Below are 24,392 nucleotides of genomic sequence, written 5' to 3'. Positions count from 1 at the left end.
GTTACGCGTCCGGCTGAAGAGGCGCGCTTGCAACTAGACGGGCACCTCAGACCAACCCGTTTGGGTAAACACGAAGAACACCAAGACGCTAGCGATCGCCACCCCCACGCTTCGGCTTGACTATTCGGCCCGATGCGCATAGCTGCTCCCTTGAGACATTATACCTGTTCCTACCGGTCCGCGGAGCTTCCAGATGATGTTGCAAAACCGCGCGGCTTCGGGCTGTCGGTCACGCGAATTATTCGGACCTGGGAACAACAACCAAGCTGCCACGATTATTGCAACTGAGCACAGGAACGGAACGGTAGTTCAGCTACCAAAAGGCCGTGGCAATTCGTGATTTCGAACCATAGACCGTCAATAGGTTCGTTGTTTGTAACGAGTTCAAAAACCATCCTACGTGCGATCGCAATGGCTTCGGCAATTCCGTCATCCGCACGGATTTCAACCCCATCATAGTCAGGGTCGAAGCTTTCTCGTGTCCGGATATGGAAGTAAAATCTAGGCATACTTAGCGGCGGACGCTGGCGATCAAAGGTTCTTGGAACGGCCCAGTGTGGCATGTCAGGCAGAATTTTTGAAGAGACATCTCTCGAAACATAAGGCATTATTGAATTGGCCATGCAGCCGTGCGCGGTTTAGTATCCGGACGGTCATCGCCGCCAGCTTTCCGGTCTGCGCACGGCTACCAGTGAACTGCATGACTTTGGCATCACGCTTTCGAGTGTATTCCGGTGCGGACCTGATCCAACTTGCATTGTCGAGGATAGACGCGTCACCGCTTTAATGTACCACGGCTTGGCATTGTCTATCCCCGTCCCGCTGAGAGACAGGCATGCGGACGGGTTAATCGCCGCTGGCCGCTCCGGCTGACCTTTCGCAATGCTGACGGCTGCGAAGCGGAAGAATGTCCAGGTCAACCAACGCGAAACGCCGTCATCGAAACAGGGGCGAGTGCTTTAAAATAGGCTTCACCCGCACCAGACGCCATTCGCGGTGTTCGCGCCTGGACGATATTTGGGCGAGTCATATTTTCGAATGTTGAGCACAGGGCCACCGCCTTTCAGCTTGCGTTACCGATTGCTCATCCGCCGCTAGCAACCTCTTTACGCAGGACGGGTGCTACCCTTTCAGCAAGTAGATCGATTTGTTCAAGAACGGTCTTTAGCGGAACGCCGCCCATTTCTAGCGTGAAGAGCTGCCGATCGTAATTTCCGAAATGTTCCCGAAAAGCCAGCGTCTTGTCGATGACCTGCTGGGGACTGCCAACAGTGAGCGACGTATTTTCCATAACATTCTCAACAGAACCTGCGCCGCGATAAATTCTTGAGTTTGCGAAAAACGGACGGTATTCGCGCAACGCATCCTGCGAGTTTGCGCGCATGAATATCTGGCCGCCAGCACCGACAATCGCATCTTGTGGCTTGCCGTGCCCATAGTGAGCGAAACGCTCGCGATAAAGATTGACCAGCTTCCCAAAGTGGCTAACCGGCCCAAACAAGTTGTTTGTGAAGAATCCATCTCCATAATAAGCCGCAATTTCTGCCACATCAGGGTTGGAGACCGAACCATGCCATACGAAGGGAGGCTTGCCCTGGAAGGGCCGAGGCGTTGACGTAAAACGACGCAAGGGTGCCCGGTGCTTGCCGTCCCAGTCCACGTTCTCCTCCCGCCACAGCTTGTGGAGCAGACCGTAGTTCTCGATTGTCAATTCAACGGAATCCTCAATGTTCTTGCCAAACCAAGGGTACACGGCAGCGGTGTTTCCGCGGCCCAGCATCAGATCGACCCGCCCTGAGGAAAGTTGGTGGAGGGTGCCGAAATCCTCCGCGATCTTGACGGGATCGTTGGTGGTGATCAGCGTCGTTGACGTCGACAACGTGATGCGTTTGGTCAACGCGGCCATATAGCCGAGTATCGTGGTTGGGGAGCTTGGCACAAATGGCGGGTTGTGATGTTCGCCGATCGCGAACACATCGAGACCTGCTTGATCTGCGTGGACTGCCATCGTGACCATCGACTGTAGCTTATCATGTTCCGTTGGCCGCGTTGCGTTTGTTGGGTCGGCCGATATTTCGCCAACGCTGAAAATTCCTACTTGCATTGTCAACCTTATCGTTGTTATCACAAACGTTCTTGAGGCATGATTGCGGCAACCAGTTGGGTCTGGGACACATTACAACCGCTTGTACAAGAAGCGGGTGCAGCGAGGCCCGCTCATTTCCGTACCGCACATATCTGAGGCTATATGGCACCTGGAACGCTGCACCACTAGCAGCACACGAGAGAACGCATCGTTGCGCAAAGCGGAACGATGGCGACACACCTTCACTGCCGCAATGGGCCGGATTCCGGTCTCATCAGTTGCCGACGGAGCTGCGCGATCTTAGGCACTTGGTTCATTATCGACTATGCGTCAACGTCTAACACCGTGTATCGACGCGAGGCCTGCCGATGGCAGACACGCTCGCACCTGAAGCAGCCCTGCTCGATCATCTTAAAATCATGTGGCGGGAAGAGCGGTACGATCGTAGTTCCAAGTGTTTTTCCCGTCAGCTTCGGCCCCTGCCTCTTTGTTGCAGGTTGCAGACCTGCCATTCCCTTCTCTCGGTGCAGTCGCTTTGATGGGGTCAATGAAATGCGCCTGGTCGGTCACGCTTCGCTGTCAGGCTGTCTTGAAGGATGCGCCGCCGCAAATGCTTCGAGCTCCTCGCAAGCAGCACGTACTGCGTTTAGGTGTTTCAGTTCCGAAATCTCGACCCCAAACCGGTCGGCCGAAAACAACTGCGGTATCAAGCAGATGTCTGCCAGACCCGGTCTGTCGCCGTTGGCAAACGGGCCTTTGAACGGCCGACGCTCGAGCAGCGCTTCGCAGGCTTTTAGGCCATCACCAATCCAACGTCGGCACCAAAGGTCTGCGGCGTGTTGGTCTTGGCCGAGCTCTGTTTTAAGATAATCCAGAACACGCAGGTTCTGCAGCGGATGGATGTCGCATGCGATCGATTGTGCAAAGGCGCGCACCCAGGCGCGCTCGTCAACATTCGATGGCAGGAGCGGAGGATGAGGGTGGATTTCGTCCAGCCATTCGATGATTGCCAGGGACTGCGTCAGAACAAAATCTCCATCCTTGACAGCCGGCACAAGCGCCTGCGGGTTAATGGAGCGGTAGTCAGGGTGCTTTTGCTGCCCTCCCTCCCGACGTAGGTGGACGGACGCAAAATCCGTTTGGACGCCTTTTAGATTGAAAGCGATCCGGCAGCGATAAGCCGACGAGCTCCGGAAATAGCCATAAAACTTGATCACGATGGCTGTCCGATGGTCAGGAGCACTTCGGGGAGGCCATCGACTGCGCCGCGCATTCCATTGCCCGCCACGACAGCGCCGACGCCCGCTGGCGTGCCTGTAAAAATGAGGTCGCCTGGCGATAAGTGATAGAATTGCGACAGGTGGCTGATCAGTTCTGGAACTTTCCAGACAAGGTCCGACAAGCGTGCGTCCTGTTGGGTTTTGCCGCCCACTTCGAGCCAGATCCTTTGTTGACCAATTTCACCAAACTCTTCTTTCCTGACAATCCTGGAGATGACGGCGGATTGCTCGAAATCCTTCCCCAAATCCCAAGGCCTGCCCTTAGCACGGGCTTCAAGTTGGAGATCCCGTCGCGTCATGTCGAGACCGGTAGCGTAGCCGTAAACATGGTCGAGTGCTTTTGCAGCGTCGATCTTGAAGCCAGGCTGGCCGACGGCGACGACGAACTCCATCTCGTAGTGATAATTTGCGGTGCCGGGTGGATAGGCAACCGTGGCGCCGCTTTCGACAATAGCGTGCGGCGATTTTAAAAAATAAAACGGTGTCTCTCTGTCAACCTCGACGCCCATTTCCTTGGCATGCTCTGCATAGTTCCTCCCGACACAGAAAATCCGGTTCACGGGAAAGCGCGTAAGCGTTCCTTGAACGGCGATGGTTGGTGGCGCAGGAATGTCGAAGAGTACGACTGAAGTCATTAAATTGATCCTTGAGTGGGGGTGGTCGATATTCACAATGGTGCCTGACGATTGCTCCCGGGCAGGGACGGCCATCGCCTCGGGTCAAATGCCGGGAGTTGTGGGGCGGCTTGCTGCAGCCTTCTTGCTCCGCGCCCGCTCAGCCAACGTAGAATGTCTGCGGGCGCGCCTGAGGCCAGTAACCGCTTTTCGTTGCCCGTTACTGTCCATGTCGAAGGACTGTGCCTGCTGATCGACAACTGACCTATACCTGCTGTTTCTTGCAGATCTTCGATCATCGCTGTCAATAAGGGTGGCGGAAAGTCAAGGAAAGAACCCTGGCTGGCAAGATCGACAGCGTGAATCCAGACCGCGCGAGCCCTGATCCACGGCGTCTGCCGAAGCCCTGTTGATGCGCCTTCCCAACGGATGACGTTGTCCCACGCCGGGGCAGAGAGATCGCGCCACCCGACATTCAGGTGGACCTCGGCGTGGTTGACGAGATTGCGAAGCGCCCGAGCAGGCAGGGTCGAACCCTGTTCCACAAGGTCGATCATCGCGCGGTCGTCGAAAGACACGGGCGCAGCGCCATCATGCACGCTGTCAACTGAAAGGGCGAGCGCGCGCGCCTGGTAGGCTACATAGGCTACGACGTGACGGCGACTCCATCCTGAGATCAGGGAGCTTTGGTCCAGATCCTCGTCCGGGATCGCGTTGAGCACACGTGCGAAATAGGCCGTGCCCAGCCGGGCCATGGCCAACTCCTCGGCCGGAGCGGCAGGGGAATCATATCGTGCGCCCTTTCCCTGCCGCTCTCTCAGCGCTTGCACCGTCGCATTGTAATAGTCCATCGTCACCGCGATCGCCTCCGTCAGCGAAGAGCATTGTCGACGTGGGTCCTGGCAAACCCCAAACGTTCCATGATCGGGGCGTCTGAGAACCGGAACAGATCGAACTGGCTTTCAGCTTGCAGTGACCAGGAGACCCAGGACGGGACCACGAACAGATCGCCGACGTCGAGAGGGTACTCGCGGCCATCCAGCAGAACGGCGCCTGCCCCCTCAAACACCTGAAATACGCTTGAGCCGACTTCGCGGCGAGAAGGCGTGGCCGTTCCCGGGCGCAAACGATGGAATTCAGCTCGAATGGTCGGCATGACGTCTCCACCATTGGTCGGGTTTATATATCGAATTGCCGCATGGCCTTGTTCCACTGTCGCAGGCTGCCCCTCATCCTCAAGAAGAAGTTGTTCGGCAAGCGCGCGGTCGGTGTGCTCCCACCGGTAAGCTGCGATCGGCGAACTAACAGCCTCTTGAAGTCCCGACAACGGACGCAGGCCGGGATGGGCCCAAAGACGTTCGGATCGCGAAAAACGCGGGGTCGCATAATCGGTTACACGCTCCGAGCCGAATTCGAAAAAGCCAACGTCATTGTGGTAGGAGAATGGGATATCCAGACCGTCGATCCAGGCCATGGGCATGTCGGTTTCGTTATGGTGGCCGTGAAAGTTCCATCCTGGCGTTAGAAGTAGATCGCCACGGCTCATGCGAACGGGGTCGCCGTTGACGACAGTCCATACTCCCTCGCCCTCGACGACAAAGCGGAAGGCGTTTTGCGAGTGCCTGTGCTCTGGTGCCGTTTCCTTTGGGCCGAGATACTGGATGGCAGCCCATAGTGTTGGGCTGATATAGGCTCGACCGCCGAGGCCGGGATTGCCAAGTCCGATAGCACGTCGCTCGCCGCCACGTCCCACCGGCACCAGATCGCCCGATCGCTTGGCCAGGGGATACAGCTTGGACCATTTCCAGACATGGGCGACTGCCTTGGGCGAAGGATGTTTCGGCATAAGGTCGTCTATCTGCGTCCACAACGGCATCAAATGCTCGCTCTTGAAATCGTCATAGAGCGTTTGCAGAGCAGCCTCTTCGTCGGGTGTTATTGCCTGCAGATGAGCGTGTGTCGTCATGAAGATTGCCTCCGTCGCCTCGGTGAGAGCTGACATGTACGTCACCGGCGCTATCCGAAGACTATGGCAGCGATACAAAGATTGCACAATAGCTTTTTTTGTGCATAATTAAACGGGAAACGGAGGAATATGAAATGGAGGGGCTTCTTGACGGCAAGGTGGCGCTGATCTCGGGGACCGGAGGCGGCCAGGGGAGAGCGGCAGCTTTGGCGTTCGCCCGGGAGGGCGCGCGCGTTGTTGGCTGCGACGTGGATGAGGAAGCCGCAAACGAGACGGTGCGCCTCGTCGAGGAGCAAGGGGGGCAGATGATATCGCTGCAGCCGCTCGACCTAGCAGACCCAACCGATGCCGGACGCTGGGTCGATTCGGCAGTTAGGGCATTTGGTGGCATCGATATTCTTTACAACAATGCCGGTGCCCTCCATGCGCGCGGGCCGTTCGAGGACTCGACCCTGGAACAATGGGACCGTACTATCCGAGATGAATTGACCATTGTCTACGTGGCATGCCGCGCAGCCTGGACGCATCTGGTAAGTCGGGGCGGTGGTGTCATTTTGAATACCGCGTCTGTGTCGGGACACGTCGAGCTTTTTCCGCTGCGAAGTGCCGCCCACGGTGCAGCCAAGGCAGGCGTAATAGGGCTGACAAGGATGCTGGCGGCCGAAGGTGCCGAGCATGGTATCCGCGCACTCAGTCTCAGTCCAGGCGTTACACGGACACCTGCAACTCAGCGGTTTTGGTCGGGAACCAACGAGCAGCGGGCGCTTGGAGCGGCTATGATCGCCAAGGTCCCGAGCGGCAGGGCGGGCGAGCCGGAAGAGGTAGCCGAGGCTGCAGTGTTTTTGGCCTCTGAGCGTGCCAGCTATATCAACGCGACAGATCTGCTGATCGATGGCGGGCTTCGCGGCATTTCGTTCACGGTCATGGAGTAGGAGGAAGACATGCCATTCATCAGCGTTCAACATTTGGCAGGTGCCTTTACCAGCGAGCAGCAGCGGGCACTAATCGCCGACATTACAGAGGCATTCGTGCGTCAGGGCGGCGAGGGGATCAGGCCTGCCGTACACATGACCATCACTGAAATCGCAAGTGGCCTTTGGGCGACGGGCGGAACGCCATTGACCATAGAGGAGGTCAGGGCCAGGCGGAAAGCGCGAGCCGCGTCCACCAAGGAATGCGCATGATGAAGGGTATTTCGGGGAAGACCGCTGTCGTAACGGGGGGCGCGTCCGGCATCGGTCGCGCGACATCGTTGCGATTGGCATCGGAGGGTGCAAGGGTCTTGTCCGTCGATCGTGACCAAGCTTTGCTCGATGCGCTTTGCTGCGACAATGCCGAAGAGATCGAGCCGCTTGTCGCCAACATTGCCGACGCAAACGTGACGACCGAGATCGAGCTCGCGCTTGGTGCGTCCACACGGATCGATATTCTTGTCAACTGCGCGGCGAAAGGTGGCGGAAAACTCGCAGAAGATACGTCCGATGCGGATCTCTCCGAGTTTCTGGATGTCAATGTGGTTGCACAGTTCAGGCTGTGCCGTCTTGCGATTTCTCACATGGTCAATGGCGGCGTTATCATCAATGTCGGTTCAATGTTTGGGCACACCGGGGCATCTGCCATGGCCGCATACTCCATATCGAAAGCAGCCGTGAGCGGTATGACCCGGCAGCTCGCCACCGATTATGGCCCGAAGGGGATCAGGGTTGTCGGGGTTGCTCCGGGGCTCATCGAAACCGCGCGAACTGCCGACCGTATGAGAGCCGATCCTTGGCTTACCGCTAATTTGGTGGACCGGTCTGCGCTCAGGCGCGCTGGCTCCGCGGAAGAGGTTGCAAGCGCGATCGCATTTCTGGCCAGCGACGAAGCGACTTTTATCACCGGCGTGGTCCTTCCCGTTGACGGCGGCTTTTCGGTAGCTGGCCTGGTGCGCGAGAATGTCTGACACTGACACGATCGCCAACTTGACAATCAAGCCGAGTGACATATTATGCACAAAAAATGTATTTAGGCACAAAAGGAGTGCGTTATGTTCGCGATTTCAGCAACGTTTGAGGTCAACCCCGCAGGAACGACTGTCGAAATCTCTCGTGAAGCCATGTGGCAGGGTTTGGTGTCCAAAGCCGAATACGCCGTTCCCTTCGTTCCGGCCATGGAAGATTGCCGCATCATCGAGCGCTTCGAGGGAGGTTTTATTAGAGAGATTAAGCTGCGCGGTACTGTCATGCGCGAGAGGATTGTCTTTACGCCGGACGTCGAAGTTTATTTTGAGCGCATCGATCCGGCCGACGGTGGCTGGATCACTAACGTAATAAGCGAGTCGGAAAAGGGACTTTTGCTGACCTTTACGTTCGCCCTTACCTTTCCGGGCGTCGCGGCGGGCTCGGCCGAGGAAAAGAAACGGGGCGAAGAGGTCAAAGCAAGCTACATCGTCGCCATTCAGGGAACGATCGACGAGACTCGTCGCCGCGTTCAGAGTGGAGAAATCTTTGCGCAAGAGGGAGCTGCGTGATGGCTGACCAGCAGAGCCCAACGAATGTATTGAAAGCAAAAGCTGAAGGCATCCGGATCGTAACCTATAAGGCAGATCGCGGTGAGCGCGCCGGGTTGCTGTTGGGAAACCAGGTTTATGATGCTGCTGGTTTGACCGGCGACCAACGCGATCTTTCGGTCATGTCTATTCTGACTGACTGGGACAATGCAGTGGTTCGCCTCTCAGATGCGCTTCGTTCCCGTCTTTCGAACGGGCACACGCCCGTACATGGTGCCGAACTCATGGCGCCCATCACTGCTCCTGGTTCGATTTACTGTGCCGGTGCCAATTACGCAGATCATGCCGCCGAAATGGCGAAGGCGAACGGTACGCAGATCCGCCCAAAGTCGGATCGCTCTTGGCATTTTCTCAAGAGCTCGCGGGCGGTGGTCGGACCCAATGCGTCCGTCGAGCTACCGCCGAACTCCTCGAAGATCGATTGGGAGGTTGAGCTTGCTGCCATTATCGGCCGCAAGTGCAAGAACGTGGATCTGGAGCACGCCCTCGACTACGTTGCTGGATACGCGGTCGCTATCGACCTCTCTGCGCGCGACTTGAGCCGGCGTCAGGATGTTGCTGATGGATCGCCATTCAAGATGGACTGGATGTCGCATAAGAACTTCGATGGCTCCTGCCCCATTGGGCCGTTTATCGTTCCGGCGAGCGAAGTCGGCAACCCTCAGGATCTGGGCATCGAACTATCGGTGAACGGCGAACTCAAGCAGAAATCCACAACAGCTGAAATGATCTTCTCGCTGGCCGAACAGATAAGGGATCTTTCCAAGCAGATAACACTTTGGCCAGGCGACGTCATATTGACTGGAACGCCTGCTGGCGTAGGGACGAGCCGCGGCGAGTTCCTGAAGGCGGGAGATGTCGTGTCTGCGCGTATCGATGGGCTCGGTGAGCTCCGCGCGACGATGGTATGAACTGGATCAAGGGGGAGGCATGCGTGCAATCGTCATTCGCGAGTTCGGCGGTCCTGAGGTGCTTAGGCTCGAGACCGTCCCGACCCCAGAGCCGGGCGCCGGCTGGGTGACGATTGCCGTCCATGCTGTATCTGTCAATCGAACGCTTGATCTTGCGGTGCGAGCGGGCCGATATGCGAGACCCGTTGAGTTGCCGCATGTGTTGGGCGCAGATCCATCCGGCGTAATCGTCGCGCTGGGTGCTGGTGTGACCAGACGGCGAATCGGAGACCGGGTGGTCACCTCGCCGTTTTTGAAGCCAACTACGCAGGGCGAGGGCACGCGCTTGCTGGGCGTGCAGGGCTGGGGCGGTTACGCCGAATTTGTCACCGTGCCGCAGGAGGCCACGTTCTTGATCCCCCCGGGGCTAGAGTTTCCACAAGCAACTGTTGTGTCGCGCCATGCGCCGATGGCGTTTCACCTCCTGGACGAAAAAGCCCGCCTGACGAGGGGGCAGTGGGTGCTCGTGATGGGAGCGTCCGGCGGGCTCGGGGGGGTCGGAGTTCAGGTTGCAAAAATGCTCGGAGCCACGGTCATCGCCGGTGCCGGCAGCGACGAAAGAGTTGCACGCGCTCTATCCCTGGGAGCAGACTACGGCGTAAACTACCAAAGAGACGATCTAGAGGCCGAGGTCATGCGCATCACGCAGGGCCATGGCGTCGACGTCGTCTATGAAAACGTTTCCGACGCCCGTCTGTTTCCGAGAGCCTTTGCGAGCTTGGCAAGAGGCGGACGTTTGGTGACGGCCGGCTCTCATGGAGGAGGCACGGTTCCCCTTGATGTCAGCCGTCTTTACATGAAACAGCTGGCAGTGATCGGCTCTACCGGCCAGACGCCCTCCGATATGGAGCGAAGCCTGATAGCCGCCGCACAAGGGCACATCGTCGCTGACATTCATGCGACAATGCCCTTGGAAGCCTGTGCAGAGGCCCATCGCATGCTGGAGGCGGGAGAGGTGACTGGGAAGATAGTGTTGACTGTCACGCAACGTAACAAGTATGACCGATAGCAGTCGTTTTGTGCACAGAAACATCGGATGGGCATTGTGGATAAGAAAAACTTGAAAGTCGCTGTATCGGACGCCGAGACTGCGGACCGTTCGGTTCCCCTTTCCGAGATAGCCTTTCGGACCATACGCCAGAAGATCCTGCGGGGTGAAATCGCTCCAGGGGAAAAGTTGCGCATCGAGGTGCTGCAAAGAGAACACTCACTGTCGAGCAGCCCCCTGCGCGAAGCATTAAACCGACTGGTGGCAGAAGGTCTTGTTACATCTGACGACCACCGTGGATTTCGCGCCGCCAATATGTCGGCTTCCGATCTCAACGACATCACGAGCTATCGTCTGGTGATCGAGCCTGCAGCCGTCGCGCAATCAGTGGTCAACGGAACTGACGAGTGGGAGGGCCATGTTGTGGCCGCGTTTCATCGGCTAGAGCGGGTCGATGCCAAGGTCGCCCAAAACCAGAACGAGATGAATGACGAGTGGACGCAACGACACAAGGACTTCCACATGGCGCTCGTTTCGGCCGCGTCTTCTTCGCGTATCGTGGCTGCCTGCTCAAGTCTTTTCGATCATGCCGAGCGATATCGTCGGTTTTCGCTGATGAACCGTACTAAGCCACGCAATACGGCTGCGGAGCATCGCCAGCTTATGGAGGCAGCTGTCGGACGGCAAGCCGAATTGGCTGCAGCCCTTCTTAAAGAGCATATACAGTTGACCGCGCAAAACGTTCTTGAAATCCAATTGCCCAAGGCTGGTCGCTAGGGGCCGATGATCCGCTCCTGCAGGTGCAATGTACTTATTTTGGAAGGGGACGCGGATGAAGGCCTGGGTGATTTTTGAAAGACTGGAGGAACGTAATCTCGATTTTGTCGATGACTACCGGGAAGCTGCGGCTGCGAGCGTTGCACTCCACCAAGGAAGGTACTTGACCGTCAGCTTTGAGAATCCGGTGGTTGAAGGCCCTGGCCCGGCCTCTGGTCCCCGGATGATCGCGATTAAGGAATTTGCCTCGCGGGAGATAGCGCATCGCTGGTTTGAATCCGACGAATATCGGCTGGCGCGGAAGATCCGCGAAAGAGGCGTTACCAACCGGGCCATGATCATTGACGTCACGCCTCCAGCCTATGCTCACGAACATGAAGATAGCGGCATGGACAACCAATGCCAGCCGCCAGCTTGGGTCGTGTTCGAGCGCTTGGAAGAGCGAAATCTGGATTTTGTTCCGGAATATCGCAAGGTCGCCGCTGCGAGCGTGGCAAAATACGGAGGCCGCTATCAAACGGTCAGTTTCCTGAACACGATCATCGAAGGTCCCGATATTGGCAAAGGGCCAAACATGATCAGCATTATCGGATTTCGTTCGCGAACCCAGGCAGCTGCTTGGTTTGCATCGCCGGAATATCGCCAGGCGATCGAAATCCGGCGCGCAGGCGTTACGAACCGAGCGCTGATCGTCGATGTGGTCGCGCCCGGATACGAACATCTGCACAGAGCCTAATGAAGTTTTTATTTGCACGAAAGGTCATTTTGTGCATAATATCTCCTACGGATTATCGAGATCTAAGGGAGGATAGATAGATGTCAGTATTGAAGCGAGCGGCATTCGCTGCCGCGATCGTCCTTGGGGCGTGTCAAACCCTAGCAGGCGAGATCAAGGTCGGCGTCATCGGCCAGTTTTCCGGACCCTATGCTCTTGCGGGTCAGCAGCTGCGAGAATCGATAGATGTCTATGTCGCCCAACATGGGACGAAGGCCGGCAATGATGACATCACGTTCGTCTATAAGGACATTGGCGGCTCCAATCCGGCGCTCGCAAAGAGCCTCGCCGAACAGTTGATCGTCAAGGATAAGGTGTCGATATTGACCGGCTTCTTCCTGTCGCCTGAGGCCGCCGCGGTGGCTCCGGTCATCAATGAAACGAAAACCCCGTCCGTCTTGAGCGTATCCTCGGCGCCACAGATTCTGCGGATGTCACCCTATTTTGTACGGGCGGGTCAGAACATCTGGCAGCCAGCTTACGCGCAGGCCGATTTCGCCGCCGACAGCGGCAAGAAGCGCGCCTATATAGCGGTCGCCGACTATGCGCCTGGTCACGAAGTGCAGGAGGCTTTTACCCGGCGATTTAAGGAAAAAGGCGGCGAGATTGTCGGTGAGGATCGAATGCCCCTCAGCACAGTTGATTTCGCTGCGTTTGCTGAGCGGATCGCCAACGCGAACCCGGATGTGGTAGTCACTTTCCTGCCAAACGGGGCACCTTCCGTTTCATTCTTCAATGCCTTGGCGGCCAGAGGTGTAAACAAGAGCGCGACTGTCATCGCCGTGGCAGAAACCGACGATCCGGATCTCCATCTGTTTGGCCCGAACATCGTTGGCGTCTATTCAGCCATCTTTTATACGGGCTCCCTAGACAATCCGCAAAACGCTGCCTTCAAGCAGGTCATGAAAGAAAGATTCGGCGCGGATCATCGTGTCGGTGTCAACAATGCGTCGCCCTATGACGCCGTAACGCTGATCTATAAAATGGTAGAGGCGCAGGGTAAGGGTGACTTCGATCCCGACCGGGCGATGGCAGCCATAAAAGGCTATGAATGGAAAAGTCCGAGCGGGCCAAAGCGCATAGATCCGCTGACGCGCGAGATGAACCACAACATCTATATCCGCCAGGTTCAGGAAATCGACGGCAAACTGCAAAACGTCGTCGTCAAAACCTACGAGATGGTCGGAAATCCCTGGGCCGACGCTCACCCCGAATAAGGTCGGGGCCATCGATAAGCGCGAAGGCCAACACGAAAAGCGGGAGGCAACCATGGAATATGTTGCTCGATCAATAACATTCATCGCCATCTACGGAATTTCATATGGAATGGTGATTTTCCTGATATCCATCGGTCTCGTGATAACCATGGGTCTGATGCGCGTCGTAAATTTGGCGCATGGCGCGTTTGCGGCACTCGGCGGATATTTCTGCACCTATCTCGTCACCACTCACTCAGTGCCCTTCTTCGCAGCCGTCATATTTGCGACAGCGGCCGTCGCAATCATCAGTCTTGGAATGGAAAAAGCCATATATACAAGGATTTACAAGGCGACTGAGCTCGATCAAGTCCTTTTGACGATCGGTCTGATGTTTGTTGCCGTCGCCGGTTTAAATTTCCTGTTCGGGCCAAATGTGCAGCCATCTCGACTATCGCCGACATTGGAAGCCAATATCGATCTTCTTGGCAGAAGCGTGCAAGTCTACAGACTGTTTATTGTCGCAATTGGCGCTGTCGTCGTGGCAGGCCTTTGGTTCCTCTTTGAGAACACCAGCTTTGGCGCCCGGTTGCGCGCAGCTGTGGACAACAGGCCTATGGCGCAGGCGATCGGAATTGACGTCGCAAGCCTTTATTCCAAAGCTTTCGTTCTCGGTAGCGGGCTTGCGGCGTTCGGCGGGGCGGTAGGCTACGGGATGCTCCCGATCGAGCCCCTTTATCCGTTCAAATACCTAACGATCATAATGATCGTCGTCGCGTTGTCAGGATTCGGCAACATGAAGGGCGCCGCAATTGTTTCGGTTCTTGTTGGGATTGTGGATACGGCGGGTCGCTACTTCTTCCCGACCTACGGCGCTTTCGTCGTCTACGGGTTCCTCATCGTCTATTTGCTGCTCCGCATCGAAGGCGGCTTCAAGAGGAAAAGCGCATGAACCCTCAATCATCGTTTTACAATCCGGCAGCCAGCAACGGTGTTGGCCTTATGGAAATTGTTTTCTGGGCTCTTCCAGGCGTTGCGTTTTTTGTTTTCCCCGACAATCTGTCTTTCGGCGCCCAAGTGCTGATTATGGCGCTTTACGCGATGTCTTTGGGACTGATTCTTGGATTTGCGGGCATTGTAACCCTCGGGCATGCCGCCTTCTTTGGCATTGGAGCCTATAGCACCGGCTGGATTGCCCTTGCGGGATGGCATGAGCCCATTACGGCCACGTTTGCGGGCGGTGCGGCTGCGGCAGCGCTCGCTTTGGTCGTGGGCCCGATCGTCCTGCGTCTAAGTGGCTTGCCGCTGATGATGATGACATTGGCGATCGGCGCTGTCCTGTTTGAAGCCGCCAATAAATTCGGCTGGTTGACCGGCGGCGAAAACGGGCTCAGCGGCATCGAGTTCGCACCCGTGTTGAATCTGTTCCCATGGTCGGTTTTCGGACAAACAAGCTATCTCTACTGTCTCGCCTGGCTGTTCGTGATGTTTGCAATTTTCCGGTCGCTGGTGAGCTCGCCTTTTGGATTGGCGCTGCAAGGCGTGCGGGAAAACGCGCTTCGAATGCGTCTGGTCGGCGCTCCTGTATCTGCCCACCTGATTAAGGTCTACGCGATCAGCGCGTTTATGGCCGGTGTCGCGGGCAGCCTGTCGGCACAAGTTACGGGCTTTGTCGGACTGGATGTTCTCGCGATCGAACTGTCCATCAACGGCATCATCATGCTGGTTCTTGGAGGCGTCGGGAGTATCTATGGCGGCCCGCTTGGCGCGGCAGTGTACATGGTTCTCAAGGACTTTGCGGCGAACTGGGATCCCTATAATTGGATGGCGGCCATCGGGCTATTCCTCATCTTGGTAGTGCTGTTCGGCAGGAACGGTCTAATCGGACTTGGGCAGCGCATCCTGCCCAAGGCGTTTCTGATCTCTCTTCCCGGGACGCAACGGATGGTATCACGGAGGCAAGCGACGTGAGCAAATTGGCACTCGAGGCAAAGAACCTCTGCAAGAACTACGGGGGCCTGCGTGTCACAAGGGATGTCACGCTCGCGTTGCCAATCGGCGCACGTCATGCGTTGATCGGGCCGAACGGAGCCGGAAAGACAACCCTAATAGGCCTACTTTCAGGGACAATCGCGCCAAGTTCGGGTTCTATCTTTCTTCTCGGTAGTGATGTCACCGGGCTTGGACCCGCATCGCGCGTTAAAAGAGGGCTCGGCCGAACTTTTCAGGTCAACTCACTGTTTCGCGAGTTGACGGTATTTCAAAACGTGTTTCTCGCCATCAGCGAACACAGGGCAATCAGCCGGCACCTTTTGACCTCGATTGGCCGACACAGAGATGCGATAGACGAGGTCTGGCGCGTGCTCGACATGCTTGGCCTGTCTTCCGACGCCGCGCGCCATATCAACGAGATTGCCTATGGTCGCCAGCGCTTGGTGGAAATCGCCATCGCGCTGGTACTCGAACCAAAGGTATTGCTGCTTGATGAGCCGGCGGCCGGCATTCCGGGAGCTGAAGTCCCGATCCTGCTGAACGCGATTGACAAACTCGATGACGCAATTGCGGTTCTAATGATCGAGCACGACATGCAGATCGTCAAACGCTTCGCCCGTTCTGTGACTGTTATGGCAGAGGGGGAGGTTATCGAAAATGGTCCACCTGAGAACGTTATGTCCTCTGAACGGGTGAGGACTGTTTATCTCGGCCGCTCTGGCCAGCAGCGCTTTGGAGAACTTCAGCATGCTTGAGATCATCGGCCTGAAGGGAGGTTGGGGCGAGACCACTGTCATCGACGATTTGTCGATTTCCGTTGAAGAGAAGGAGACCGTGGCCATTCTCGGTCGCAACGGTGTCGGCAAGACGACTTTGCTAGAGCTCGTTACCGGTCGATGCCGACGCCATTCGGGCGCGGTAATTTTCAGTGGGACGGATATTTCGACCTGGCAGACGCAGCGGCGCGCTCACCTCGGAATAGGTTATGTGCCGCAGACACGAGAGGTCTTTCCAAGCTTGACGGTGCGTGAGAACCTGAAGGTGGCAACGCGACCAGGCTTCTGGACCGAAACGCGTCTGCTGGAGCTATTCCCATCACTTGGCAGGCGCTCCGCCAACTACGCGAGCCAACTATCAGGAGGCGAGCAACAGATGTTATCGATAGCGCGCGCTTTGGCCGGCAATCCGAAATTGCTTTTGATGGATGAGCCATCCGAAGGCCTGGCGCCTGTTGTTGTCGAACAACTCGTGGCAGCTGTAAGGGAGCTAACAACGTCAGGTTCGCTCTCGACCATTCTGGTAGAGCAGAGGGCGGACATCGGTCTCGAGCTATCCGATCGTTACGTAGTCGTCGAGCGAGGGAAGATCGTCAACGAAGGCAAAAGTCACGCTTTAGTTGGCAACGACGCCAAGATCGGTGAGCTGATCGGCCTGAATGTTCATTGACTTCAAATCTTAATCGCGACGCATTGACTGGCCTGGAAGGTAGCCTTGCGCGCGCCGTCAACAGGGAGAATAATATGAAAGTCACAAGCATCGGACACGTCGTTTTCGATACGCCGGACATCGAGCGCTCGATCGAATACTATGAAAACGTGATGGGCATCAAAGTGGTGGATCGGGCGGACGGGGCAGTTTTCCTGGCTTGCCCGCAGGACCGTCATTCCGTAATTTTGCGGCGAGGCGAAGCGGCTTGCAAAGCCCTTTCCCTCAATGTCTCCGACGAGACCGACCTTGGCGACGTTTTGAAGGAGCTGACCGCTAAGGGACTGAGAGCTGGCCGGAAGTCTTACTCGGCGCCGGGGACTGCCGATCTGGTGCTTGTTGACGGGCCAGAGGATATCCAAATCGAAATCACTCACGCTGCCGCCAGGGGCAGCGACGCCGCGCAGACCGGCGGGATCATCCCCAATCGCCTCGGCCATATTGCTTTCAATGTGCTGGATCCGCAGTTGGCTACGAAGTTCTTCGTCGACGTGCTTGATTTCAAAGTGTCTGACTGGATGGGAGACTTCTTCGCCTTCCTACGTTGCGGGACGGATCATCACACAATAAACCTGTTGCGCGGACAGCGTCGCAAGATGCATCACGTTGCTTTCGAAACTCGAGGCTGGGATCACATCAAAGAGGCTTGCGACATTCTGAGCGACCTTGGCTATCCGCTTATCTGGGGACCGGGACGGCACGGCATTGGACATAACATTTTCATTTATCACCTGACACCAGACGGTCAGATCATGGAACTTTACGCCGAACTCGACCAGATGATGAATGAGGAACTCGGCTATTTCGAGCCGCGGCCGTGGCACAAGGATAAGCCGCAACGTCCAAAGACGTGGGAGCCAGGCATTGCGGCGTCGAACCAGTGGGGGATTCCGACACCGGATCGTTTTCGTGACTGAGACCAGCCAGGTTTAAGGTCGACGTCCTCAAACCTGGCTTGCTTTCGTCGACGTCGAACCGCCGCAAATGGTGCGGCATTCGTGGTGGTGCAGGCCTCTGCCCATTGGTCTAACTGACTGCTGGAACCCGAGTGGCGGGCTATTGCTCGCCATTCGGTGTTGGACCAGAGCGAGGCGACAGTCGGCCAAGCGTTGATTTTACCTGGAAGCGATAATGAGCGACAATGATACCGAATACTGCAGCAAGAGTAATGCTTGCGAGCACGCTTGCCATCCTGTCAGGCTGCGTGTCTCCTCACGAAGAGGCAGTACTGCGCGCTGCCAAATCCTTGGAAGGCGAGCCGCGGGATAGAGCCGTAAGTGCCTTTGGTCTTCCCCGACGGACAACGATTGAGAACGGGTTCACCGTGTCCTACTGGCCAATGAGCGAGGTGGAGCAATATGTCGGTGTCAGCAACAAGCGTATCGTTGACAAAGCCGATGGAACTGCCGTTCTTTCGGAGACCATGGGGGTGAAGCTGAAAGAGCATCGGCACGTCTGCTACGTCGAGCTCACCTCAGATAGGCGATCGATCATCGTCGAGAGCAAGCTTATTGGCAACGTCGCGGGTTGCACCAGCATTGTTGCAAACTTGCAACGGGACGATCGCTAAGTCCTCCTCGCTCCGTCACGCCCGAATAGCCGGTCGAGCGTGCCGGGATCGGCGTCTTCCGGTTTCGTCGATTGCTGACGAAGGATATCCTGAGCCCTCAAGGCACGCCCGACCGCTGGCCGCAACGATACATTGTGCCGCCACCTCGCAAGGTTCACGAGCCTCTCTTCCTGTTCGTCCCCGAGGTAGGTCGACAGCCTAACCGTCCAAGGAAAAAGCGCTACGTCGGCAATCGTAAACATGTCCCCTGCAAGAAATTCGCTACCAGTCAGCTTCCTGTCGATCACATCGAACACGCGGGCTACCTGAACATGATAGCGATCCCGCGAATAGCTGGAAATTCCATCGGGCGCATATCGCGTGAAGTGAACGAGCTGACCCATCATAGGTCCGACGGTCGTAACTTGAACCATCATCCACTGTATGACCTCGTAGCGAGCAGACGGGTGGGAAGGGAGGAGGGCGCCAGTCTTCTCGGCAAGATAAAGAAGGATTGCGGCGGATTCGAAAATGGTGCAGTCCCCGCATGCACCGTCATGATCGACGATAACTGGCACTTTCCGATTGGGATTGAGATCTCCGAACCAAGCCTCGAACTGTTGGCCGGCGAAGACATCGACAGCATGGGCCTGGTAGGGGAGGCCCAATTCTTCCAGCGCGATGAAAATGCGCGCTACGTTTGGGCTCCCGGAGCCATACAGGTCGATCATGTCACCTCCAATGAACTGCGCAGTCCACGAGCAAGGAAAGGCGCCGCAACTTTTCCCTGCCAAAATGCTCCGTCGCTCTGCATCCGTTACACTGGGAGGTGCTTGCGGACCCTTGCGGCTGTCGAAAGGGAACGTCTTTAACGACGCCTCCGTCCATTCTTCGCACCCACCCCGATCGAACATGATGCCGATCACAAGCACAGCGATGCGAGCCCAACTCATCCTGCTCAAGCGCACTACGGGCATCAGGCTCGCGCCAGCAAAAGGGGAGGACGCTGGAGAAGGTGGGTTGGGTTTTAGACGAAACACACTTTCCATTAGGCTCGTCCAGAATTTCTGGATTCATTCCTGCAACCAAGCGAGACTGTCAGCTCGCATTCAAACAGGTTGATGCCTCATCGCCGCATCTCATTCTGCAGGTTCGGGTGACGCTGCGGCCCGCGGCGCGTTGGTTGCGTCATAGGAATACAGCCAGGCGTTTCTTTCAGCGCCGACATTGCGGCCCATGAATGCTTCGCGCAACTGTTCGGCAGTTGGAAGGTGAAACATTGTTCGGTTAGCCGTCGATTCCAGCACGACCCTTGATGTGCGGTCGAAGCGATCAGCTTCGAAAGCATGGAGACGATCCGCAATATCGCCACCTGCGTCAAGCGCACGAGCCAAGACGATTGCGTCTTCAAGTGCCATTGCCGCACCTTGGGCCATGTAGGGCAGAGTCGCATGTGCAGAATCCCCCAAGAGGACTGCGCGTTGGGAACACCATCCTCGCACCGGTTGACGGATGTTGAGTGCCCAGCGATAACACTCGTCGCGATTTGCAACGTCGATGATCGCCTGGATTTCATCGCTCCATCCGCTGAAGTCCTTCTTGAGGTCTTCCCACGGCCGCTTTGCTGCCCAGGACTCGTCTTCCCAACTGTCATCTTCTACCAAGCCAACAAAATTTATGATCTCACCGCCGCGCAGCGGGTAGATAACGGCGTGACGGCCCGGCCCAACCCAGATGTCGACGGTGTCTGGCCTGAACTTTTCAGGGAGCAAATTGGCATCGACCATGACGCGCCAGGCCTGGTCGCCTGTGTAGGTGGCGGGAGTCAGGCCGAGAATTTGCCGCCTTATGACTGATTTAATCCCGTCAGCGCCCACGACGAGATCCCCAACGGCAACATGCCCTCCTTCAAACTCGACGGTCACGGCCTGCGCGCTCGATGTAAAGCCTGTCGCCTTTGCATTGAGATGGAGCGCGCCAGGGGCAATGGCAGTCAGCCTGTTCGTGAGAGCCCGGTGCAGGTCGGCGCGGTGAATCGTCAGATAGGGGAAACCATGGCGTTCCAGAAAGCTGTCGCCGAGCGGTATGTTTTGCAATATTTCGCCGTCTTCAAACAACCTGAACCGATATTCCGTCGGGCTCGCCGACAACGCCTTCACCTCATCAAACGCGCCGAGCGCGGTCAGGACCCGGCATGCGTTCGGGCTGACCTGAATGCCGGCGCCAATCTCACCAAGTGCTGGCGCCTGTTCGTAAACGTCGACATGAAAACCTTTCTGACGCAAGGCGATGGCGAGTGCAATGCCGCCCAGTCCGGCGCCAACGATGACAACTTTTTCTTTTTGCATGCTCTTCTCCTGACCAGTATTTGCTCTCACTATGGAAGGTAGCGCCCACCGTTTACGTGAAGGGTCTGCCCTGTGATGAACCGCGCGCCCGAGCCGAGCAGGAACAGGATAGGAGCAACAATGTCGTCCGGCACTGCGACTCGGCCAAGAGGTATCGCTGCGCGCATCGCCTTTGCGCCATCATCCCCGAACCACTGTTCCAGCGTGGCCTTACCCGCGGCTGCACGCCCTGTCCCGCCACCCAGGAAGGCGGTCTGCACAAGCCCAGGTGCGACAACATTGACGCGGATGCCTGGAGCAAGTTCTTTTGCCAGAACCTTGGCATAAGCAATAAGGCCCGCTTTAGAGGCACTGTAGGCACCAAAGCCCGGCTCGACATTTACCGCAAGGCCGGACGAGATGAACACCATTGATGCGGAGCCCGGTCTCATCAAGGGAAGGAAGGCTTTTGAGACGACAAATGCGCCACGAAGATTGACGTCTTGAGCAAGATCCCATTGTTCGATGCCGAACTCTGAAACCGGGGTCGGGCGCTCCCCGACACCGCTCAGATAGATCAGACCGTTGACCGTCTTGCCCCATTTGCTGCGCACCTCGGTAACCGCGTCTGCCACTTGTTTTGGGTCAAGCACGTTGAGGGCGATGGAGACTGCAATATCCGGAAGGGGGTTCTGCTCGATGGCCTCCGCCATATCCAGAGTGATGACCTCCATGCCCGCCTCGATGCTTCGCAAGGCAAGCGCGTGCCCGATTCCTCCGTGACCGCCGACAATCAAGAGGCGAGAACCGCGGGTGGCCCCTAGTCGTTCGAAGTCAATGCCATCAAGTTCGACGTCAGACATCTAGCAGCCTCCATCCTTGCGCACCAACAAATATACACGAATAGCCTTTTTATGCAAACAACCTTTTTTTATGCACAGAGCGCAGATTGTGGGCTCCGCCTGGAGGTTCGGTTGGTTCAAGAAGCTCGCGCTCGACAGGGGTGGCCCTCGCAAGCGCGTCCCCGATGGCACGGTGCCCGCACAGCGCACGGTCATCTGGCCGCTAGATGCTGCGGTTGACCCTGTCAGAGCTGCCATGATGACAGACCTCGGCATCATCTCGACCAAAGGATCTTCTTATCGGCAAAGCCCTGCTTACGGGTCTGCCGAGGCCGCTCGACGCTGACTTCGCTTGAGCACCCTGCGCGATCTCTTGATCAACGTCGCGCATTCGACGAGTGTCGGCCCGTTACGGACGACCTCGGAGAACAGCAAGCCTCGACCGAGGCACTCGCGGGAAACCGAACAAGCATTGCGGCTAAACCCTGGCTTTTTGTTCGCCAAGCTGCCAGTCGACATCGGAGTGTTTAGCGTCACGGTTTTATGACAGGCGCTGTAGCCGGCATAAAACTGGGCAGGGACACACTCTTCGCGCAAATCCTTGCGCTGCAAAATGAGCGCCATCCCGAGTGGCGCTTTGTTGAAAATTCGCACTGCGATATCGTGATGTAGTTAGGCGAGATGGTGGCCAGGCAACCTCGATGAACTGAGATCGCTCACACGATCGTATATGATTGTTGCCTGCGACTATAACTCGCAAAGCGGCTGCTCGATAAATAGGATCGTCACGCACATGGGCATCGAGCAAGGATGCTGCAAAGCCGGCCTCGCGCCCGCCTTCAACATCACCACTACCCGTGGCCAGTAGAGCCTTCGGGATTAGTATCCCCGGATGGGCCGGTATATCCAGAATTCGGGGCAAACAGCGACGATCGACTTCATGCGAGCTCTTATGCTCCTTCTTCTGCTATGCATGCTTGCAGGTATCCTCAGTCCGCTGTATGCGCAGGGCGAATCCGCGCAGATTGGCCTGGTCAGCATCTGCAGACATCCCTGGACGGAATCGAAAGCGAATAGGCTCTGCGCAGGACGAGACATAGCACGATTGGGCGCGCCGCCCCAACGCGCTCTCGTAGGTCTATTATCATGTCGGGTGAAGTCGGTTTCTCGGAAACAGGATATGAACGGCGACTCGCTGCGCGCAACCGGCAGCGACAATCAGCCCCGACACGCCACTTTCAGGATGACGATGACGTCTTGAGAGTTCCTCAGCTCTGCGGGGTCTGCTGGGACAGCGTCCGCCATTCGAAGAACTGGTCGCCGGTCTGAGGTTCGCGCACTATAATGTCACGATCCATGGCGATCGAGAATTCAGCGTGGAGCGGATCCGCGAAGCCTGCAAACATCATCCGCTGGTGACGCACGCACCCGCCTTCGCGAAATGACATCTCGATTAATGCCACCGTTGCGTCCCAATGAATCGTCGAAATCGGATTGCGTGGCCGTTCGAGAGCCGCTTCCGAGTAAGCGAGAATTTCCGGCAGCGAAAAGAACCGTTCCATCTCCAGAAGTGTGAGCCCACCATCGTCGTAATCCCAACGATCGGCGGTGAGGGGACCTCGCCAGCATTGTACCATCGACGCCTTGCCCATGACTTCTGTCCGCCGATACCCGTAACCATTTCGGCACAATGCAACTTGAAGCTTGGCGCTGGCCCGAGGGGCGCTGCGTTGTTCCATGATCGTTGACCGAAGGGCGAGTACGTATTTTGTGTAACTGGCTGGGGCCACGATATTGTTCCTTTCTGGCGGGGCGTCTTCGCAAGGGATTTCAGTAGCCATTTTGAAACGGCAGCTCGACGGCCGTCCGGGCGATCATACGCAATGTCGGAGGCTCGCTAGGGACGCCACCGTCAGGGGAAAGAAAGGCGGACGATAGAAATAGGCAAAGGCCGACGGCAAAAACCGTCATTATAAGATGACTGGCTTCTCGCATCGATCTGCACCTTGCCTTTCGAACGTCCATATCCTCGCCTCTAATATATCCAGGAACAGATCCTACTGCTGGAGATACGCTGAACCAGTCATACTTTGGTTTTGCCGCTCATGAACTTTCAACGTCCATTACTTGCGCACGGGATCCCGGCAACGCGCGTTGTCATCAAAGAAGGTTGGCTTGAGGACGTGGAATTCGCCATAGGCGGGCTCATCCTCAGGTATAGGTTCTAAGGAAGAGGAGATCTTCTATCTTGCCGTCGAGGAGATATGAATGACTTCTGACAACGTAAGATCTTCCCTCAAACGGCCGACCGTCCTCGTGGTTGATCCAGAGCTCGCGGCAGACTCCCAACTGCTTGGACTTCTGTCGCAGCGCGCCCACGAGAGCTTGGTGGCCGATAGTCTGGAGGTGGCAAGAGGCATAATGGTGGAACGAGAGATCTCTTTCATGGTGATGGAACTCAAATTCTCGGATGGAGATGCGTTTGAATTCGTTAGAGAAGTCGCGTCTCGCCATTATGGATGCCGCACGATTGTCCACAGCCGCTTTTGCAACGTCCCCGTCGCGGTTGCTTTGTCGAGATTAGGTGTTGCGGATATACTGCCGAAACCAACCGATTTTCGATATCTCCTCGCACTCCTGTTTGATGATGATCTGGCCAGTGCGCATTGGTCGTCCTTCCCCGCACCAAAGCGCCTCAAACGCCAGCATATACGGGATGTTTACTTCGCGTGCGGGTCAAATATCGCGCGCACGGCAAAACTGCTCTCGATGCATCGGCGCACCCTTCAGAAAATGATCAAGAAGGAGCCGGAGCTGATGGGTAGCCGCCCTGAAGGACCGATAGCGAGGCTGTAGAGGCAACAATCGCCGCTGGCAGATAGTCCGGCCGCCAAGAACCAATTTGTGCGCACAACCAGTTGCAATGCGCGACTGCTCGCCGCTCCGCGCGGGCCAGTCTTTGGCACCCGAAGCCTTTCTGTCCGCGAACGACACAAAGCGACAAGCGCGTGGTGATG

Annotated in this window: 26 protein-coding genes; 16 read left to right on the top strand and 10 right to left on the bottom strand. The window is 56.7% G+C overall.

What is annotated here, in order from left to right:
* Positions 1 to 275 precede the first annotated feature (275 nt).
* From KQ933_RS32075 to KQ933_RS32050, 6 genes are all read right to left on the bottom strand, one after another.
* The gene (locus tag KQ933_RS32075) at positions 276 to 623 is read right to left on the bottom strand and encodes a hypothetical protein (RefSeq protein ID WP_253958495.1); all 348 of its coding nucleotides are present in this window, start codon (positions 621 to 623) and stop codon (positions 276 to 278) included.
* 461 nt (positions 624 to 1,084) lie between these two features.
* A complete protein-coding gene (locus tag KQ933_RS32070) occupies positions 1,085 to 2,104 on the bottom strand; it encodes a CE1758 family FMN-dependent luciferase-like monooxygenase (RefSeq protein ID WP_216761264.1) in 1,020 nt (339 codons plus the stop codon).
* Positions 2,105 to 2,652: 548 nt separating this feature from the next.
* On the bottom strand, positions 2,653 to 3,300 hold the full coding sequence (gene maiA / locus KQ933_RS32065; protein ID WP_216761318.1) for a maleylacetoacetate isomerase: 648 nt from the start codon (positions 3,298 to 3,300) through the stop codon (positions 2,653 to 2,655).
* Positions 3,300 to 4,001: a fumarylacetoacetate hydrolase family protein gene (locus tag KQ933_RS32060; protein ID WP_216761263.1), complete on the bottom strand. Its 702-nt coding sequence runs from the start codon at positions 3,999 to 4,001 to the stop codon at positions 3,300 to 3,302. The genes maiA and KQ933_RS32060 overlap by 1 nt, the downstream gene beginning before the upstream one ends.
* 32 nt (positions 4,002 to 4,033) lie before the next feature.
* On the bottom strand, positions 4,034 to 4,831 hold the full coding sequence (locus tag KQ933_RS32055) for a maleylpyruvate isomerase family mycothiol-dependent enzyme (RefSeq protein ID WP_216761317.1): 798 nt from the start codon (positions 4,829 to 4,831) through the stop codon (positions 4,034 to 4,036).
* Positions 4,832 to 4,851: 20 nt separating this feature from the next.
* On the bottom strand, positions 4,852 to 5,946 hold the full coding sequence (locus KQ933_RS32050; protein ID WP_216761316.1) for a cupin domain-containing protein: 1,095 nt from the start codon (positions 5,944 to 5,946) through the stop codon (positions 4,852 to 4,854).
* 134 nt (positions 5,947 to 6,080) lie between these two features.
* On the opposite strand from KQ933_RS32050, the gene KQ933_RS32045 reads away from it, so the two are divergent.
* The 15 genes from KQ933_RS32045 to KQ933_RS31975 all read left to right on the top strand — a co-directional run bounded on the left by KQ933_RS32045 (position 6,081) and on the right by KQ933_RS31975 (position 18,227).
* Positions 6,081 to 6,878: an SDR family NAD(P)-dependent oxidoreductase gene (locus KQ933_RS32045; RefSeq protein ID WP_216761262.1), complete on the top strand. Its 798-nt coding sequence runs from the start codon at positions 6,081 to 6,083 to the stop codon at positions 6,876 to 6,878.
* Between the two features lie 9 nt (positions 6,879 to 6,887).
* Positions 6,888 to 7,130, top strand: coding sequence for a tautomerase family protein (locus KQ933_RS32040; protein ID WP_216761261.1), 243 nt, complete (start codon positions 6,888 to 6,890; stop codon positions 7,128 to 7,130).
* The gene (locus KQ933_RS32035; protein ID WP_367882562.1) at positions 7,121 to 7,888 is read left to right on the top strand and encodes an SDR family NAD(P)-dependent oxidoreductase; all 768 of its coding nucleotides are present in this window, start codon (positions 7,121 to 7,123) and stop codon (positions 7,886 to 7,888) included. The genes KQ933_RS32040 and KQ933_RS32035 overlap by 10 nt, the downstream gene beginning before the upstream one ends.
* Before the next feature lie 84 nt (positions 7,889 to 7,972).
* Positions 7,973 to 8,455, top strand: a complete 483-nt coding sequence (locus KQ933_RS32030) for an SRPBCC family protein (protein WP_216761259.1) — start codon at positions 7,973 to 7,975, stop codon at positions 8,453 to 8,455.
* Positions 8,455 to 9,405 (top strand): fumarylacetoacetate hydrolase family protein, encoded by a 951-nt coding sequence (locus KQ933_RS32025; protein WP_216761258.1) that lies wholly within the window; start codon positions 8,455 to 8,457, stop codon positions 9,403 to 9,405. Before KQ933_RS32030 ends, KQ933_RS32025 begins: the two co-directional genes overlap by 1 nt.
* A gap of 19 nt (positions 9,406 to 9,424) precedes the next feature.
* Positions 9,425 to 10,453 (top strand): zinc-binding dehydrogenase, encoded by a 1,029-nt coding sequence (locus KQ933_RS32020; RefSeq protein ID WP_216761257.1) that lies wholly within the window; start codon positions 9,425 to 9,427, stop codon positions 10,451 to 10,453.
* 27 nt (positions 10,454 to 10,480) lie between these two features.
* Positions 10,481 to 11,209 (top strand): GntR family transcriptional regulator, encoded by a 729-nt coding sequence (locus KQ933_RS32015; RefSeq protein ID WP_216761256.1) that lies wholly within the window; start codon positions 10,481 to 10,483, stop codon positions 11,207 to 11,209.
* 55 nt (positions 11,210 to 11,264) lie between these two features.
* Positions 11,265 to 11,945: a DUF1330 domain-containing protein gene (locus KQ933_RS32010; RefSeq protein ID WP_216761255.1), complete on the top strand. Its 681-nt coding sequence runs from the start codon at positions 11,265 to 11,267 to the stop codon at positions 11,943 to 11,945.
* Positions 11,946 to 12,025: 80 nt separating this feature from the next.
* Positions 12,026 to 13,201 carry an ABC transporter substrate-binding protein gene (locus tag KQ933_RS32005; RefSeq protein ID WP_216761254.1) on the top strand — a complete coding sequence of 392 codons (1,176 nt, stop codon included), beginning with the start codon at positions 12,026 to 12,028 and terminating at the stop codon, positions 13,199 to 13,201.
* A gap of 52 nt (positions 13,202 to 13,253) precedes the next feature.
* Entirely contained in the window at positions 13,254 to 14,132 is an 879-nt protein-coding gene (locus tag KQ933_RS32000; protein WP_216761253.1) for a branched-chain amino acid ABC transporter permease, read from the top strand.
* A complete protein-coding gene (locus KQ933_RS31995) occupies positions 14,129 to 15,151 on the top strand; it encodes a branched-chain amino acid ABC transporter permease (protein WP_253958494.1) in 1,023 nt (340 codons plus the stop codon). The genes KQ933_RS32000 and KQ933_RS31995 overlap by 4 nt, the downstream gene beginning before the upstream one ends.
* Complete coding sequence (locus KQ933_RS31990; protein WP_216761252.1) at positions 15,148 to 15,927, top strand: ABC transporter ATP-binding protein; 780 nt, start codon at positions 15,148 to 15,150, stop codon at positions 15,925 to 15,927. Before KQ933_RS31995 ends, KQ933_RS31990 begins: the two co-directional genes overlap by 4 nt.
* Complete coding sequence (locus KQ933_RS31985; protein WP_216761251.1) at positions 15,920 to 16,618, top strand: ABC transporter ATP-binding protein; 699 nt, start codon at positions 15,920 to 15,922, stop codon at positions 16,616 to 16,618. The genes KQ933_RS31990 and KQ933_RS31985 overlap by 8 nt, the downstream gene beginning before the upstream one ends.
* Positions 16,619 to 16,692: 74 nt before the next feature.
* Entirely contained in the window at positions 16,693 to 17,574 is an 882-nt protein-coding gene (locus KQ933_RS31980) for a VOC family protein (protein WP_216761250.1), read from the top strand.
* Between the two features lie 224 nt (positions 17,575 to 17,798).
* Positions 17,799 to 18,227, top strand: coding sequence for a hypothetical protein (locus tag KQ933_RS31975; RefSeq protein WP_216761249.1), 429 nt, complete (start codon positions 17,799 to 17,801; stop codon positions 18,225 to 18,227).
* Here the strand turns inward: KQ933_RS31975 and KQ933_RS31970 are convergent.
* From KQ933_RS31970 to KQ933_RS31955, 4 genes are all read right to left on the bottom strand, one after another.
* Complete coding sequence (locus KQ933_RS31970) at positions 18,224 to 19,255, bottom strand: glutathione S-transferase family protein (RefSeq protein ID WP_216761248.1); 1,032 nt, start codon at positions 19,253 to 19,255, stop codon at positions 18,224 to 18,226. The genes KQ933_RS31975 and KQ933_RS31970 overlap by 4 nt on opposite strands.
* Positions 19,256 to 19,345: 90 nt before the next feature.
* The gene (locus KQ933_RS31965) at positions 19,346 to 20,554 is read right to left on the bottom strand and encodes an FAD-dependent monooxygenase (protein ID WP_216761247.1); all 1,209 of its coding nucleotides are present in this window, start codon (positions 20,552 to 20,554) and stop codon (positions 19,346 to 19,348) included.
* Positions 20,555 to 20,583: 29 nt separating this feature from the next.
* The gene (locus tag KQ933_RS31960) at positions 20,584 to 21,396 is read right to left on the bottom strand and encodes an SDR family NAD(P)-dependent oxidoreductase (protein WP_216761246.1); all 813 of its coding nucleotides are present in this window, start codon (positions 21,394 to 21,396) and stop codon (positions 20,584 to 20,586) included.
* Between the two features lie 1,247 nt (positions 21,397 to 22,643).
* On the bottom strand, positions 22,644 to 23,027 hold the full coding sequence (locus KQ933_RS31955) for a hypothetical protein (protein ID WP_216761245.1): 384 nt from the start codon (positions 23,025 to 23,027) through the stop codon (positions 22,644 to 22,646).
* Positions 23,028 to 23,643: 616 nt separating this feature from the next.
* On the opposite strand from KQ933_RS31955, the gene KQ933_RS31950 reads away from it, so the two are divergent.
* Positions 23,644 to 24,231 (top strand): response regulator transcription factor, encoded by a 588-nt coding sequence (locus KQ933_RS31950; RefSeq protein WP_216761244.1) that lies wholly within the window; start codon positions 23,644 to 23,646, stop codon positions 24,229 to 24,231.
* Positions 24,232 to 24,392: the final 161 nt, after the last annotated feature.

It is taken from the genome of Rhizobium sp. WYJ-E13 (assembly GCF_018987265.1).
GTDB lineage: Bacteria > Pseudomonadota > Alphaproteobacteria > Rhizobiales > Rhizobiaceae > Rhizobium.
Note: the sequence above shows the minus strand (reverse complement) of the source record. Positions and strands in the feature narration are given on the sequence as shown.